At 67.8% G+C, this 15,461-nt stretch carries 16 protein-coding genes; 4 read left to right on the forward strand and 12 right to left on the reverse strand.

Annotated elements, in window-relative coordinates:
- Positions 1-34: 34 nt before the first annotated feature.
- The 8 genes from VNS22_RS16200 to VNS22_RS16235 all read right to left on the reverse strand — a co-directional run bounded on the left by VNS22_RS16200 (position 35) and on the right by VNS22_RS16235 (position 7,758).
- On the reverse strand, positions 35-1,381 hold the full coding sequence (locus tag VNS22_RS16200) for a hypothetical protein (protein ID WP_325734199.1): 1,347 nt from the start codon (positions 1,379-1,381) through the stop codon (positions 35-37).
- A gap of 115 nt (positions 1,382-1,496) precedes the next feature.
- Positions 1,497-3,092, reverse strand: coding sequence for a GMC family oxidoreductase (locus tag VNS22_RS16205; protein WP_325734201.1), 1,596 nt, complete (start codon positions 3,090-3,092; stop codon positions 1,497-1,499).
- Positions 3,093-3,218: 126 nt separating this feature from the next.
- Complete coding sequence (locus VNS22_RS16210) at positions 3,219-3,668, reverse strand: hypothetical protein (protein ID WP_325734203.1); 450 nt, start codon at positions 3,666-3,668, stop codon at positions 3,219-3,221.
- A gap of 220 nt (positions 3,669-3,888) precedes the next feature.
- Entirely contained in the window at positions 3,889-4,668 is a 780-nt protein-coding gene (locus VNS22_RS16215; RefSeq protein WP_325734205.1) for a succinate dehydrogenase iron-sulfur subunit, read from the reverse strand.
- 150 nt (positions 4,669-4,818) lie between these two features.
- Positions 4,819-6,609 (reverse strand): succinate dehydrogenase flavoprotein subunit, encoded by a 1,791-nt coding sequence (sdhA, locus tag VNS22_RS16220; protein ID WP_325734207.1) that lies wholly within the window; start codon positions 6,607-6,609, stop codon positions 4,819-4,821.
- A gap of 4 nt (positions 6,610-6,613) precedes the next feature.
- A complete protein-coding gene (sdhD, locus tag VNS22_RS16225; protein ID WP_325734209.1) occupies positions 6,614-7,000 on the reverse strand; it encodes a succinate dehydrogenase, hydrophobic membrane anchor protein in 387 nt (128 codons plus the stop codon).
- 11 nt (positions 7,001-7,011) lie between these two features.
- Positions 7,012-7,575: a succinate dehydrogenase, cytochrome b556 subunit gene (gene sdhC / locus VNS22_RS16230; RefSeq protein WP_325734211.1), complete on the reverse strand. Its 564-nt coding sequence runs from the start codon at positions 7,573-7,575 to the stop codon at positions 7,012-7,014.
- Between the two features lie 3 nt (positions 7,576-7,578).
- Positions 7,579-7,758 (reverse strand): hypothetical protein, encoded by a 180-nt coding sequence (locus VNS22_RS16235; RefSeq protein WP_325734213.1) that lies wholly within the window; start codon positions 7,756-7,758, stop codon positions 7,579-7,581.
- A 60-nt stretch (positions 7,759-7,818) separates the two neighbouring features.
- On the opposite strand from VNS22_RS16235, the gene VNS22_RS16240 reads away from it, so the two are divergent.
- Together VNS22_RS16240 and VNS22_RS16245 are read left to right on the forward strand one after the other, a co-directional pair.
- On the forward strand, positions 7,819-8,934 hold the full coding sequence (locus VNS22_RS16240; RefSeq protein WP_325734215.1) for a GTP-binding protein: 1,116 nt from the start codon (positions 7,819-7,821) through the stop codon (positions 8,932-8,934).
- Between the two features lie 88 nt (positions 8,935-9,022).
- Positions 9,023-9,970, forward strand: coding sequence for a homocysteine S-methyltransferase family protein (locus VNS22_RS16245; RefSeq protein ID WP_325734217.1), 948 nt, complete (start codon positions 9,023-9,025; stop codon positions 9,968-9,970).
- A 3-nt stretch (positions 9,971-9,973) separates the two neighbouring features.
- Here the strand turns inward: VNS22_RS16245 and VNS22_RS16250 are convergent, their stop codons facing one another.
- From VNS22_RS16250 to VNS22_RS16265, 4 genes are all read right to left on the reverse strand, one after another.
- Entirely contained in the window at positions 9,974-10,840 is an 867-nt protein-coding gene (locus VNS22_RS16250; protein WP_325734219.1) for a CoA ester lyase, read from the reverse strand.
- Positions 10,841-11,214: 374 nt separating this feature from the next.
- The gene (locus VNS22_RS16255; RefSeq protein WP_325734221.1) at positions 11,215-12,447 is read right to left on the reverse strand and encodes a calcium-binding protein; all 1,233 of its coding nucleotides are present in this window, start codon (positions 12,445-12,447) and stop codon (positions 11,215-11,217) included.
- 252 nt (positions 12,448-12,699) lie between these two features.
- Positions 12,700-13,686, reverse strand: a complete 987-nt coding sequence (locus VNS22_RS16260; RefSeq protein ID WP_325734223.1) for an endonuclease/exonuclease/phosphatase family protein — start codon at positions 13,684-13,686, stop codon at positions 12,700-12,702.
- A 282-nt stretch (positions 13,687-13,968) separates the two neighbouring features.
- A complete protein-coding gene (locus tag VNS22_RS16265) occupies positions 13,969-14,244 on the reverse strand; it encodes an aspartate-semialdehyde dehydrogenase (RefSeq protein WP_325734225.1) in 276 nt (91 codons plus the stop codon).
- Between the two features lie 258 nt (positions 14,245-14,502).
- Between VNS22_RS16265 and groES the strand changes: the two genes are divergently transcribed.
- Complete coding sequence (groES, locus tag VNS22_RS16270; protein ID WP_191060254.1) at positions 14,503-14,817, forward strand: co-chaperone GroES; 315 nt, start codon at positions 14,503-14,505, stop codon at positions 14,815-14,817.
- Between the two features lie 45 nt (positions 14,818-14,862).
- Positions 14,863-15,461: TCP-1/cpn60 chaperonin family protein (locus VNS22_RS16275; RefSeq protein ID WP_325734228.1), on the forward strand; the 599-nt coding region annotated here is incomplete at its 3' end.

A 15,461-nucleotide genomic window follows, 5' to 3' on the forward strand; every position in this document is an offset into this window, starting at 1 on the left:
GCTGCCGACACAATAGTCGGTGGCGGCGCGGGCCTCACCCGGCAGGCCGCATGCCCACCACATTGTCAGCATCATCGACGCCAGCCATCGGCGCATCGTCCAGGCTCCGGTGCAAGGCCTGCACGAGGGCAGACTCGCTGAAATCATCCAGGCAGGCCGGGCTCTGGCCGTCCGTGCGGCCCAGCCGGTTGCCCAGCCGGTAGGCGCCGAAGCGCTGCACCAGCGTGCCGGCGACCGCCCGGATCATCTGCGGGCGATGCGCCCCTGCCTGCTGGAGGGTGCGCCGGGCCATCTCCAGCTCGTTCTCGATCCGCACGAGCTGGCGGTCGAGCGTCGAGATCCGCTCGTCATACTGCCGGGACAGCTTGGCCTCCTGGCGCTCATAGGCGCTGCGCAGCCGGTTCAGCCGGCGCTGCGCCCGCTCTGCCCGGGTCACCGCCGCCTCGTAGTCGGGATGCGGGTCGTGGCGGATGAAGGAGATGATGGCGCCTACCACCAGCAAGGCCAGGTTGAGGATCAGGAGCGTCCAGCCAGGGCCGCCCAGTTCGACCGAGAGCACTTCCCGGGCACTGCCGAGCCCGCCCTCCAGGCCCTGGCGCAGCAAGGATCCGAAGTCGTTGGCGGCCTCGGCTTCGATCAGGGCCAGGTAGTGCTGGCGCATCGCCGCGATGAAATAGATGAGCGGCAGGGCGATCGCGAGGATCAGCGCCACACCGGCCAGATGGCCGAGCTTGCCGCCCAGCGTCTTGTAGCTGGTCGCCTGGCGCAGCCACAGCCCCGCCTGGTGGGCGAAGAAGGCCAGGAGCAGGCCCACCGCAAACGACAGGAACAGGGAAACGATCGGCGCTTCCTGGAAGAACAGCTCGAAGGCCAGCCGGTTGATCGGGATCTCGGCGATCGCGATCACCAGCAGTACGAACGGATAGACCGGCACCATGCTGGTGCGCAGCGGCCGGCCGAGATCGGCCTCGATCTGCGCGGACCTGGCCCGCGCCTCGACCTGCTGCTCGGCGGCCGCCTGCATCCGGCTGCTGCGTGGGCCGATCGTCTTGTCCAATGCCGCGATCGCACTGGCCCGCTCCTCCAGGACCGCCGCCTTGCGCTTCTGGTAGTTCTCGTCGCTCTCACGAGCGAGCTGGTCCGCCTCGCGCGCCTTGGCCTGGACCAGCTCGGCCCGTTCCCGCTCATAGGCCGCCAGTGCCGCCTTCGCCTCGCCGACCAGGCTCGCATAGTAGAGGGACTCGCGGTCGTTGGGCTTGGGCTCGCCGGCAGCACCATGCCTGCGCCCGGTCGCCTCGTCCGCACGCCGGTCGCCCGTGCTGTAGCGCAGGTAGCCGGACAGGCTGGCGTTGGCGATCTGCTGCAGTCGTTGGTCGGACATCCGGTGCTCCGGCAGGCCTGAGCGGAGGGGCTCACCCGATCAGATCGCCCGAACCCGCCGCGGAATCAATCGGGGCGGGCGAGGTTTCCGGCATACCTCGCCCGGCCGTCGAGCCTCAGGCGCGCTCCACGCCCCGCATGATCGAGATCGCCCGGTCCGCGATGGCCATGGTCGGGGCGTTGGTATTGGCCGAGACCAGCTTGGGCATGATCGAGGCGTCGATCACCCGCAGCCCATCCACCCCTTGCACGCGCAGGTCTGGGCCGACCACCGTATCGGCGGCACCCTCCCTGCCCATCCGGCAGGTGCCGACCGGGTGGAAGTCGGTGCGGGCGGTGCGGCGCAGGTGGCGGGCGATGTCCTCGTCGCTCTGCGCCTGCGGCCCCGGCAGGAGCTCGGTCGTGACCACGTCGCGCATCGGCCGGGCCGCGAGGATCTCCCGGGCGGCCCTTACGCCCAAGATGTGATGGCGCAGGTCGTCGGGGTGGCCCAGATAGTTCGGGTGGACCAGGGCCTGGTCCGCCGGGTCGGCCGAGCGCAGCTTGAGCCAGCCCACCGCACGCGGGCGGAGCAGCACGGTGTGCAGGGTCACCCCATCGACGTTCGGCACGTCACCGGCATAGCTGGTGGTCGGCACGCAGTAGACCTGCATGACCGGGTCGCCATGGCCGTCCTCGGGCACGTGGAAGGAGCAGGATTCCACGCCGGTGCTGGTGATCCGGCCGCGGCGGAACAGGAGATACTCCACCCCGTTCAGCGCCATCTTCAGGCCGCGATCCTGCCCGAAATGGCCGTAGTTTCCATTGGTGGCGGCCACCACCGGCGAGCCCGGATGATCCTGGAGGTTCTGGCCGACCCCCGGCAGGTCGGCCTGCACCGCGATGCCATGCTCCCGCAGATGGTCGGCCGGGCCGATGCCGGACAGCATCAGGAGCTTGGGCGAGACGAAGGCACCGGCCGCCAGCAGGACCTCGCCATCCACCCTGGCCGTCTCCTGGCGGCCCTCGTGCCGGTACTCCACCGCGACCGCCCGGCCGTTCTCCACCACGATCCGCGAGACGAGGGCGCGGGTGCGCAGATGGAGGTTGGGTGCGTCCATCACCGGGCGCAGGAACGCATCCACCGCGCTGCAGCGCCGCCCGGGCGTGCCGGTGATCTGCAGGTAGCCGACCCCGCCCGGCGCGCCATTGTTGAAGTCGTGCCGGAACGGCAGGCCCAGGCCCTGGGCGGTGCGCAGGAAGATGTTGGTCATCTCGCAGACGAAGCCGCCCTGGCCGACCTTGAGCGGCCCGTCGATGCCGTGGAACTCGTTGTTGAAGCGCAGGTTGCCCTCGAGCGCCCGGAAATGCGGGAGGATCTTCGCCCAGGACCAGAGCGGGCTGCCGCTCATCTCGCCCCATTCGTCATAGTCGCGGATGCGGCCGCGCATGTAGGCCTGAGCATTGATGCTGCTGCCGCCACCCAGCACCGCGCCCTGCGGGATGGACAGCACCCGGTTGTCCAGCTGCGGCTGCGGGACGGTCTCGTAGTGGGTGACGTATTTCTTGTTGGACAGCAGCTTCACGAAGCCGGCAGGGATCCGGAGCAGCCAGTTGTCGTCAGGCCCACCCGCCTCCAGCAGGAGCACCTTCGCGCCGAACTCCTGGGTCAGCCGCCACGCCGCAACGCAGCCAGCACTGCCGCCACCGATCACCACATAGTCGTAGGTCACGACCACCGCTTCCTTCTGCCGCAAAACGTTTTACCGGCGCATAGCGCCGAGCCCCTCCTGCCGCCGTCAGCGGGCGACATGTTTTCAGCGTAGAAAGGAACGGCGCGACCCGCCAGGGTGCCGGAGCTAGCCCTGCTGCGGCAGCCCGAAGCCCAGCAGGCCGAGCTTTTCGCGTGCCGCCGGGAGCTGCTCGACCAGCCGGTCCAGCGTATCGGCCGGCAGTTCGATCCGGCTGACCTCGTCGGCGGTGCGTTCCAGCAGCACCGCACCGGCCACCCGCCGCGCCACCAGCTCGGCGCCATCGGCCAACCGGCCGGAGCCCGCCAGCACCGCGCCGTCGGCGGGCGCGTTGGACAGCCCTGCCTGCGCTTGGCGGCACAATGCGAGGAAGGCGTCCACCTCGATCGCCTCGGCAGCCAGCTCCATGGCATCTTCATGAACCGGGGAGCCGACCTCGTCGCGGGTCCACCAGCCGAGCTCCACCGTTCCGCGGTCGGGCAGGTGGCGCAGGATCAGCAGCCGCCCGTCATGGCGGATGCTCGCCAGGACCACCGCGTCCTCGTTCGTGCTGGCCATCCTCGTCCGCTCCCCTTGCCGCCGGCTCCCGTCGCCATCGTCCGGCAGCCTCCAAGAATCGTGGCGTGCGCGGCGGCTGCGTCCAGAGGTGGTGCCAAAACAAAAGGGAGGCTTACACCTCCCTTTTCAACTCGGACCTGCGTGTGTGGGCTTATGCCTCTTCGTATGGTCCGATCTTATTGGATTCTGGTGACTCCACAAGTGGCTTGTCGAAGGAAGCTCACAACGTCCGCTCGACCATGAGCTTCTTGATCTCGGAGATCGCCTTGGCCGGGTTCAGCCCCTTGGGACAGGTGTTGGTGCAGTTCATGATGGTGTGGCAGCGATAGAGCTTGAACGGGTCCTCCAGGTCGTCCAGGCGCTCGCCGGCGGCCTCGTCGCGGCTGTCGGCCAGCCAGCGATAGGACTGCAGCAGCGCTGCCGGGCCCAGATACTTGTCGCCGTTCCACCAGTAGGACGGGCAGGAGGTCGTGCAGCAGGCGCACAGGATGCAGTCGTAGAGACCGTCCAGCTTCTCGCGCTCCTCGACCGACTGGGCACGCTCGCGGGCAGGCTCGGGGCTCTCGGTCTTGAGCCAGGGCTGGATCGACTCGTACTGTGCCCAGAAATGGGTGAAGTCGACCACCAGGTCCTTCACCACCTCCATGTGCGGCAACGGGTAGATCTTCACGGCACCCTGGCAGTCATCGATCGCCTTCAGGCAGGCGAGCGTGTTGCCGCCGTCGATGTTCATGGCGCAGGAGCCGCAGATGCCTTCGCGGCAGGAACGGCGGAAGGTCAGCGTGCCGTCGATCTCACCCTTGATCTTGATCAGCGCGTCCAGGACCATCGGGCCGCACTGGTCGCGGTCGATCTCGTAGGTGTCGATGCGCGGATTGGTGCCCCATTCCGGATCATACCGGTAGACCCTGAACTCCTTGATGTTCGTGGCACCGTCTGGCGCCTTGAAGCGCTTGCCCTCGGTCGGGCGGGAGTTCTTCGGAAGGGCGAATTCGGCCATGTGAGATCCCAGTCCCAGATCGCCAGCGGTCGGTACGAGGCCCGGCCGGCCGGCGACGCATTAAGACGAGCCCGCCACCGCCGGCGGGCCCTGGACGACGAGAACAAAAGGCGGGGTGCCACCCGGATGTGGGCCGCTTCCCGCCATGCTTCAATAAACCCGCTTGGCCGGCTTCACCGTTTCCACCTCGTTGCTCAGCGTGTTGAGGTGGACGGGGCGGTCCGAGATCGTGCTGCGATGCCGCTCGTCGACCCAGATGATCGTGTGCTTCATCCAGTTCTCGTCGTCGCGTTCCGGATAGTCCTCGCGCGCGTGGGCACCGCGGCTTTCCGTGCGGAAGCGCGCCGATTCCATGGTGGCGACCGCCTGCATCATCAGGTTCTGCAGCTCCAGCGCCTCAACCACGTCGCTGTTCCAGACCTTGGACCGGTCGTCGACGCGCAGGTCGGCCAGCTGTGTCGCGACCTCGACGATCTTCACGCAGCCCTCGTCCAGGATCGGACCCTCACGGAACACCGCGGCGTGACGCTGCATGGTCCGCTGCATCGCCAGGCGGACGTCGCCCACGCGCGCCGAGCCCGCGGCATTGCGCACGCGGTCGAGCCGGTCCAGCGCCGGGTCGGCATTGTCCTTGGGAAGCGGCCGGTGGCTGGCGCCTGGCGTGACCAGCTCGGCTGCCCGGTGTGCTGCAGCCCGGCCGAACACCACGAGGTCGATCAGCGAGTTGCCGCCCAGCCGGTTGGCACCGTGCACCGAGGTGCAGGCCGCTTCACCCACCGCCATCAGGCCCGGCACCGGCACATCGGGATCGTCACCCTTGCGGGTGACCACCTCGGTCCGCCAGTTGGTCGGGATCCCGCCCATGTTGTAGTGGCAGGTCGGGACCACCGGGATCGGCTGCTTGGTCACGTCGACGCCGGCGAAGACCTTGGCGGTCTCGGAGATGCCGGGCAGGCGCTCGTGCAGGATCTTCGGGTCCAGATGCTCGAGATGCAGGTGGATGTGGTCCTTGTGCTCGCCCACGCCGCGACCTTCGTTGATCTCGATGGTCATGGCCCGGCTGACCACGTCGCGCGACGCGAGGTCCTTGGCCGAGGGAGCATAGCGCTCCATGAAGCGCTCGCCCTCGCTGTTGGTGAGGTAGCCACCCTCGCCGCGTGCACCCTCGGTGATCAGGCAGCCGGCGCCATAGATGCCCGAAGGATGGAATTGGACGAATTCCATGTCCTGGAGCGGAAGACCGGCCCTCAGCACCATGGCGTTGCCATCCCCGGTGCAGGTATGGGCGGAGGTCGCCGAGAAGTAGACCCGGCCATAGCCGCCGGTGGCGAGGCAGGTCAGCTGGCTGCGGAACCGGTGGATCGAGCCGTCCGCGATATCCATCGCGATGATGCCGCGGCAGGCACCTTCGTCGTCCATCAGCAGGTCCAGCGCGAAAAACTCGCTGAAGAACTGAACCTTGTTCTTGAGTGCCTGCTGGTAGAGCGTGTGCAGGATGACATGGCCGGTACGGTCCGCGGCGGCGCAGGTGCGATAGGCCTGGGACTTCCCGAAGCCCACCGACTGGCCGCCAAAGGCGCGCTGATAGATCTTGCCTTCCTTGGTGCGCGAGAACGGCACACCGTAATGCTCCAGCTCGATCACCGAGGCCGGGGCATTCCTGGTCATGTACTCGATGGCGTCCTGGTCACCCAGCCAGTCCGACCCCTTCACGGTGTCGTACATGTGGAAGCGCCAGTCGTCCTCGTTCATGTTGCCCAATGCGGCGTTGATGCCGCCCTGGGCCGCCACGGTATGCGAGCGGGTCGGGTAGACCTTGGTGACGCAGGCGACCTTCAGCCCCGCCTCGACCATGCCGACCGCCGCGCGCAGGCCGGCACCTCCGGCGCCCACCACCAGGGCGTCGTAGCTGTGCTCGGTGATCGGATAGGCCGTGCTCATGACCTCAGACTCGCAAGGAGATGGTGATGATGGAGACCAGTGCTGTGACGGCCAGCGCCACGGCCACGAGGTTCAGTGCCACATGGGCGGCGATCTTGGTGGCCGGCCGGTGGACATAATCCTCGATCACGACCTGCAAGCCCAGCTTGGTGTGGTAGAAGACCGAGATGATCCACAAGGCCAGGAGGCTGGCGTTGAGCGGCGAGCCGAACCAGCTCAGCCATTCGCTATAGCCCGAACCTGCCATGCGGATCAGCTGGAAGACCAGCCACAGCTCCAGGATGAGCTCCGAGATCGCGGTGATCCGCTGCAGCTTCCAGTGATGCACCCCCTCCTTGGCCGAGCCCAGGCCACGCGCGCGGGCCAGCGGGGTGCGGAACGACGTCGCCATGTTCTGGCTCCTCAGCGCGCAATCAGGACGGCGATCCAGACCAGGATCGTCAGGGCAGCGGCGCCACCCAACACCAGCATGGCGCCGGGACGAAGCTGGTGGATGTTCAGGCCACGGCCGGTGTCCCAGACCATGTGGCGGATGCCGCTCATGAGGTGGAAGGCCCACACGATCGTCAGCCCGAACAGGACCAGGAGGCCGAACCAGCTGCCGGCCAGGGAATGGATCCGGTCGAACGCATCGGGGCCGGAGGCGAGCGCCACCAGCCACCAGACCATCAGCAATAGCCCGACGGACAGGGCGATGCCGGTCGCCCGGTGCATGATCGACATCATCATGCTGAGGGGCCAGCGATAGATCTGAAGATGCGGCGAGAGGGGCCGTTTTGCCTGCACGATCGCATCCTCCGGCGTGCGCGATGCCATGGTCGCAGCAGAAATGGTCAACGGGTGGATGGCGCGCAACCTAGGTGCGTGCAAGCCTCTGTCAATCTTCGCGCGGCCCCCGGCCACCCGGCAGCGGTCGCAACGCGGGCGAATTGTCTCCTGATCATGACAGGGCTGCAGCCTGGGCATGGGCTATTCCAGGGAGGCCGGCGCAGATGGCGATGCCCGGTCCTGCCGATGATGAACGGGACGAATCCGCATCTCGTTCATGTCGCCGGCGCGCACCACCGCCTTGCGGCCCAGGCGGTGGGCGAGCACATGCTGGAGCAGCCCGGCCGATCCCGCCGGGGTGCCGGCCCAGGTCGGCATCATCGCATCATCGTCACGCCGGCGGTGCCGCCAGCCGGGCGTCCTGGCGTCAACGGAGCAGCCATGCAGGTGACCATTCCCGGACCGGAGCAGAAGCTGCCGGTCGTGCTGCTGACGGGCTTTCTCGGCTCGGGCAAGACCACGCTGCTGGCGCGGCTCCTGAAGGACCCGGCCATGGCCGGCACGGCGGTGATCATCAACGAGTTCGGCGAGATCGGCCTGGACCACGACCTGGTGGAGGCGGGCGACGAGACCGAGGGCACGGTCGAGCTGGCGTCGGGCTGCCTGTGCTGCACGATCCGCGGCGACCTCGCCCGCACCATGCACGGCCTCTATGGCCGGATGCGCGAGGGCAAGATCCGGCCCTTCCACCGGGTCGTGATCGAGACCACCGGCCTGGCCGATCCTGCGCCGATCCTGCAGACCCTGATGCAGGACGCCGCGATCGACCATTTCTTCCGGCTGGAGGCGGTGGTCACCCTGGTGGATGGCGTGAACGGCGCCGATACGCTCGACCGGCAGCCGGAGGCGGTCAAGCAGGCGGCGGTCGCCGACCGGCTGGTGCTGACCAAGACCGATCTGGCGCCACCCGACCATGTCCTGGCCCTGGAGGACCGGCTGCGCCGGCTGAACCCGGCGGCCCCGATCCTCAAGGTCGTCCATGGCGAGATCGCGCCCGACCAGCTCCTCTGCGGCGGGCTCTACGACCCAGCGACGAAATCGATCGACGTCCAGCGCTGGCTGGCGGAAGAGGCCTATCACGCACCTTCCCATGACCACGCGCACGACCATCATCACCATGACGGTCATCACGATCATGGGCAGCACGCCCATGACGTGAACCGCCATGACGAGCACATCCGCGCCTTCGCCATCCGCAAGTCGGAGCCGATCCCGGCCCAGGCCTTCTCCCTGTTCCTGGACCTCCTGACCGCCCAGCGCGGCGCCGACCTGCTCCGGGTCAAGGGCATCGTGCACATCGCCGAGGAGCCGGAGCGGCCGCTCGTCCTCCACGCGGTCCAGCATGTGATGCACCCGCCGGTCACGCTGGATCGGTGGCCATCCGAGGATCGCGACACAAGGCTCGTGTTCATCGTCCGCGACATCGACAAGGCGCAGATCCAGAACTTCCTGGACGCGCTCACCCGCGCCCATGGCGACCTCCAGCAGGCCACCTGACCACCCGGCGGCGGGTAGTGATGTTCAACACAGCGCGCTTGGCGTAGAACGCTAGGTCATGCGCGTACCAGACCGGACGAGGAACGCCATGAAGCCACGTTATCGCCATGACCTGCCGCAGATGCGGGGCGACCTGTTCCTGACCGATGGCGGCCTGGAGACCACGCTGGTCTTCCTGGAGGGCGTGGATCTGCCGCTGTTCGCCGCCTTTCCGCTGCTGGTGGATGAGAAGGGGCGGGAACAGCTGCGCCGCTACTACCTGCCCTACCTGGAACTCGCGAAAGAGCGCGGCCTGGGGTTCGTGATCGATACGCCCACCTGGCGGGCCAGCCAGGACTGGGCGAGCAAGCTCGGCTTCGATGCGGCGGCACTGGACGGGCTCAATCGCCAGGCAGTGGCGTTCGCCGAAGAGCTGCGCGACGAGTTTGCGCATACGACCGGACCGCTGGTGATCAGCGGCGCCATGGGTCCGCGCGGCGACGGCTACCGCGCGGACTTCCGCATGAGCGCCACGGAGGCGAAGGACTACCACGCCGCGCAGATCGGCAGCTTCGCCGACGCAGGTGCCGACTTCGTCAGCGCCGTGACCCTGAACTATCCGGAGGAAGCGATCGGCATCGCCCAGGCCGCCAAGGCCGCCGCCATGCCGGCCGTGATATCGTTCACCGTCGAAACAGATGGCCGCCTGCCCTCGGGCCACTCATTGGCGGACGCGCTGGCCGCAGTGGACGACGCCACCGGCGGCTATCCCGCCTACTACATGATCAACTGCGCCCACCCCAGCCACTTCGCCCATGTGCTGGCGGACGGCGGCGGCTGGCTCGACCGGATCCGTGGCATCCGCGCCAATGCCTCGGCGCTCAGCCATGCCGAACTGGACGAGGCGACCGAACTCGACAGCGGCGATTCGGCGGCGCTGGCGGCGGACTACCGGGCGCTGCGGCAGACGCTGCGGCAACTGTGCGTGGTCGGCGGCTGCTGCGGCACCGACCACCGGCACGTGCGCGCGATCTGCGAGGCGGTAGCGCCCGGCTGAGGCTCAGCCCTGCGCGGCGATCGCGTCGGCCAGTGTCACCATGCGCTTGGCCTCGGCGACATGGAGGTTCTCGACCAGCTTGCCGTCGACCACCACCACGCCCTTGCCTGCGGCGCGGGCCTCCTCGAAGGCCGAGATCATGCGATGGGCCCGCTCGACCGCCTCGGGCGAGGGGGCGAAGGCCTCGTTGGCGGCATCGAGCTGCTTGGGATGGATCAGGGTCTTGCCGTCGAAGCCCAGCTCCGCCCCCTGCCGGCAGGCTTGGCGGAAGCCCTCCTCGTCCTGCAGGTCGAGGCTGACCCCGTCCACGATCGAGATGCCGGCCGCCCGCGCCGCCAGCATGCACAGGCCCAGCGAGGTGATCATCGGCAGCCGGAGCGGGGTGTGGGCGGCGTGGAGCTCCTTGGCCAGGTCGGACGTGCCCATGACCAGGCAGGTGACCCGTGGATGATCGGCGATCCGGTCGACCTGGAACATGCCGCGCGCGGTTTCCATCATGCACCAGACCGGCAGGTCGGGCGTCCCGCCGGCACCGTCCAGGATCTCGACGGCACGGCGCACCAACTCGACGTCCGACACCTTGGGCAGGAGGACGCCGTCCACCCCCATGGTGGCGGCATCCACCAGGTCGGCATGGCCCCAGGGCGTGTCCAGACCGTTGACCCGCACGATCAGCTCGCGATGACCGTAGCCGCCGACCGCGACCGTCTGAGCAACCAGTGCCCGCGCGGCCTCCTTGGCGTCCGGGGCCACGCTGTCCTCGAGGTCCAGGATCAGCGCGTCGGCGGCGAGCGTCTTGGCCTTTTCCAGCGCCCGGGCGTTGCTGCCGGGCATGTAGAGCACCGAACGGCGTGGACGGACGGTGGCCATGGCGCTGACTCCCTGGGCTTGGCGTGGCCCCTGGTGAATGGCCGCGGATGCCAGCGGGTTCAAGTGCCTAGGCGCGGTTCTGCCGTTCTCGTGGGGGGGGAGCGATGGCGAGCGCCGCCTGCGGCCGGTCACCCTGTGCCGACCGGACCCGACGGCGGCGCAGGTGCGGCGCAGGTGGAGGCACCGATCCGCCCGCCGGCCCCGGATGGCCGGTCCCTGACCTGGGCGGACCCCTGTGCAGCGGCATCGACAGCGGGCATCCAAGCGGGCTGTCGCGCTGCCCGATGACGTGCGGCGCGGCCAGGGGCACGTGGCGGCCGAAGCCCGCTGGCAAGCTCGCCGCGTTGTCGGCCTTCGTCTCCGGGAGGCTTGGCTCAGCCCACCACCACGTTGCTGGCGGTCAGGTCGGCCAACACGATGCCCTGGAGCAGGATGGTCTGGCCGGGCGAGAAGGTGACCAGCACGTCGTTGCCGCTCTGAGCGGCCTTGGACTGGAACTGGGCGAAGGTGGTCACGCCCTCGCCCAGCACGAACAGCCGGTCGTCACCGGTGCCGAAGTCGGTGATGATGTCGCGACCGCCATTCTCGTAGCGGATGAACTCGTCGTTCCCGGCCCCGCCAGTGAGCACGTCGTCACCGTCGCCGCCATAGAGCGAATCATTGCCGGCCTCGCCGACCAAGCGATCATTGCCGTCGTCGCCGAACAGGCTGTCCGCGCCCTCGCCGCCGAACAGGCGGTCCGCACCGGCCCCGCCATAGAGCCAGTCCTCGCCCAGCTGGCCGATCAGGGTGTCGTCGCCTTCGTCGCCATAAAGCGTGTCGGCACCCGGCCCGCCCACCAGCGTGTCGTTGCCGGCCTCGCCGAAGATCATGTCGTCGCCCGCCGCACCGTCGACCCGGTCGTTGCCGGCACCGGCCTGGACGAAGTCGTCGCCGCCATTGCTGTTGATGAACTCATCGACCGACGAGCCCTGGATGTCGTCGGCGCCGCTGCCGGTGATCAGATGCTCGAAATTGCGCGCCGTGCCGGCCGTGCTGCCATAGCTCCAGGTGCCGGCGGAGAGGTCGACCACGGTGGCGTCCGGCACGAACAGGTTGAGGGTATCATAGCCGCCGCCGCCGTCGGCCGTGTCGTTGCCACCGCGCCGGATCACGATCACCTCGTCGCGGGCCGAGCCGACGATCGTGTCGTCAAAGCGCGAGCCGACGATCACCTCGAAATTGCTGATCGTGTCGATGCCACCGGTACCATCGACGGCGACGCCGGTCGCGGCGTTGACCTGGACCCGGCCGTTCTCCCGTTCATAGTCCAGGAAATCCAGGCCTGGTCCGCCATCCAGGATGTCGTTGCCGGCCGACCCGGCGATCCGGTCATCGCCGGCACCGCCCAGGATCACGTCGTCCCCGGCACCGCCGATCATGTTGTCGTTGCCGTCGTCGCCGAGCATCCGGTCGTCACCGTCGCCGCCGAGCATCCGGTCGTCACCGGCGAAACCGCGCAGGTAATCGTTGCCGCGGCCGCCCTGCAGGAGGTCGTTGCCGTTGGTGCCGTTCACGACCTTGCCGGGCGGCACCACGTCCTGAGGTCCGCTGGGACTGTTCGACATCGACCAAACTTCCGATCGCAGGCTTGTTCAGGCGGATGCGTCAGGCCCGATCCGGCCGCGCTGTCCGCCACCTCTTCGAGGACACGCATGCCTCCTGCTACGGCAGGGATGACAGGCTGCGCGTTTCCCAAGGGTCAGCCAGCTACCAGGAAGCATCGGCAGTGCAAAGGGCCGGAGGAACACGCCAGTACGCTTGATACACTTTTTCCGTAGATCTTGGGATTCGGTCCCGCTTCTCCCGGGCCACCGGGCTCAGCCGGGTGCACCCACCTGCAGCGACAGGGCGCGATGGTCGGAGCCGCCGCCCGGCTCCAGCCGCTGTGACCGCACCGCGATCTCCGGCGAGACCAGGGCCTGGTCGATCCGGATCCGCAGCGGCCCGGGCAGGAAGGCCGGCCAGCTGCCCTCGATGCCGCCGGCCGGGCGCAGCTGGAGGCCGTTCATGAACCTGCCGACCACAGTGGCCCAGGGTACCGCGTTGAAGTCGCCGAGCAGCACGGTCGGCAGGTCCGCGCGGAACAGGTCGGAGCGGAGCAGCGCCTCGACCTGGCGCAATTGCACCTCCAGGCTCTCGGGCCGGATCGGCCGGGCCAGATGGATGCCGACCACCCGCAGCCGACCGGCCGTGCCGGCATCGACCGTAGCCGCGATGCCGCGCGCCCCGCTCCGCCGGTCGTGGAACGTCACCGGATCCTCGATGGGCAGGCGCGACAGGAGGGTCAGGTCGCACTCGTCCCGCCCGGCGCACGAGATGTGGTAAGGGTGACCGTCGAACAAAGGCACGAGGCGGCGCCAGCGGGCAAGGCCGCTCTCGGCGAACAGGTAGAGATCGGCATCGCTAGCCTGGGCCTGGGCGAAGGTGGTGGCCAAGTCGCCATTGTTCGCCCAGATATTGTGGAAATAGAGGTGGATCGGCGGCACCGGACGCTCCACGCCGGTGCGTTGGGCGCGGGCATCGAGCACCAGGCGGCCCAGGCCCAGATGCGGTGCCAGCACGAGCCCGCCGGCCAGTAGCAGCGCCAGTGCCGCGAGCACCCCGCGCCGGCGCCGGGTGAGGATGCTCATGAGCAGGACGAGGGCTGCCAGTGCCAGGCCCTGGACGAGGAACTGGGCCAGAAGGTCGAGTTCGGCGGATCCATTCGGCACCAGCGCGCCGAGCACCGGCAGGCCCGCGGTCAGCAGCAGTGCGGCCAACAGGTAGCGCGTGAACCGCTCCGCGCCGGCTGACAGGCTGCGCATGGCAGACGATCCGGGCAGAACGCGGGATCTGGTCGAGGACGTCGTCATCGGGCCTTGCATCGGGAGCCTTATCGGGTCGGCCCAGCAATGCTGCCGAGCCACCCGACCAGTTCAACCGGCATCCTGAACCCTTCGCTCCGTGACCAGATGCCGCGACAATAGCCGGCGAAGGATTAAAGCCCGGTGAAGCTCCGAAGAATTCTATAGGGCGCCGTTGAAACGCTGGCCAGCCTCCTCACATGTGGTCCGCGCAGACCTTCGGAGTAGTGCCCAGCCTCTGGATCAGTGGAGATGGAACTCCGGGCCCTGGCGCCAGGCCTGCGGCCGGATCAGTTCACTGCGGCCGACCCTGACCTCGACCAGAGGACCCTCGATGTTCTTTTCCCAGAAGGCGAGAAACTTCGTCAGTTCCGGATAGCGGGGTGCGATGTCGTAGTGCTGCCAGATGAAAGTCTGGATCAGGCTAGGATGATCCGGCATCCGGTAGAGTATCTCGGCGGTGGCGATACGGTAGCCCCTGAGCTGGAGCTCGAGGGGCGTGGGTGCTTGCCCGGCCATGATCGGTCCGTCCCGCTTGCCCTCCGCGACCGCCGCGGAGGGGTCGGTCGAAGTGTGCCAAACCTTTGATCGTCGTCAAGCGATCCTAAGTTTTCTCTAGGTTTTTCATATGGTTAGCAGCAGGCGCATGAAAGTGCTGCCAAACTGGGCCAAGCCTCTTGAAAGCGGGACAGCGTTTCTCTAAGTGACGCAGCGATGTTGGCACTCACCTAGCGAGAGTGCTGACAAAAATATTCCTCCAGCATGGAGATGGATGGCATGGGCTTTCGTCCGCTGCACGACCGGGTGGTCGTTCGTCGTCTTGAGGGTGAAGAGAAGAGCAAGGGCGGGATCATCATCCCGGACACCGCCAAGGAGAAGCCCCAGCAGGGCGAGATCGTGGCGGTCGGCCCGGGCGCTCGTGACGAGAGCGGCAAGGTGAACGCCCTCGACGTCAAGGTCGGCGACAAGGTGCTGTTCGGCAAGTGGTCGGGCACCGAGGTCAAGATCGACGGCGACGATCTGCTGATCATGAAGGAAAGCGACATCCTGGGCATTCTCGACGATGCCGGCTCGCTGAAGCAGGCCGCCTGAGCCGCTTCTTCCTGATCTCATTCACCTATTACTGGTAAGACAAACATGGCAGCCAAAGACGTCAAGTTCTCGACTGACGCGCGCAACAAGATGCTGCGCGGCGTCGAGATCCTCGCCAACGCCGTGAAGGTCACGCTCGGTCCCAAGGGCCGCAACGTGGTCATCGAGAAGAGCTTCGGCGCGCCGCGCATCACCAAGGACGGTGTGACGGTCGCGAAGGAGGTCGAGCTCGCCGACAAGTTCGAGAACATGGGCGCGCAGATGGTGCGCGAAGTGGCCTCGAAGACCAACGACCTGGCCGGCGACGGCACCACGACCGCCACGGTCCTGGCTGCCGCCATCGTCCGCGAGGGTGCCAAGTCGGTGGCCGCCGGCATGAACCCGATGGACCTGAAGCGCGGCATCGACCTGGCGGTCGACGCGGTCGTGTCCGACCTCAAGACCCGTGCCCGCAAGGTGACCACCAGCGAGGAGATCGCTCAGGTCGGCACCATCTCGGCCAACGGTGACACCGAGATCGGCAAGATGCTGGCCGAGGCCATGCAGAAGGTCGGCAACGAGGGCGTGATCACGGTCGAGGAGGCCAAGAGCCTCGACACCGAGCTCGACGTCGTCGAGGGCATGCAGTTCGACCGCGGCTACCT

Source organism: Geminicoccus sp. (genome assembly GCF_035556675.1).
In the GTDB taxonomy this organism is placed as follows: Bacteria; Pseudomonadota; Alphaproteobacteria; order Geminicoccales; family Geminicoccaceae; genus Geminicoccus.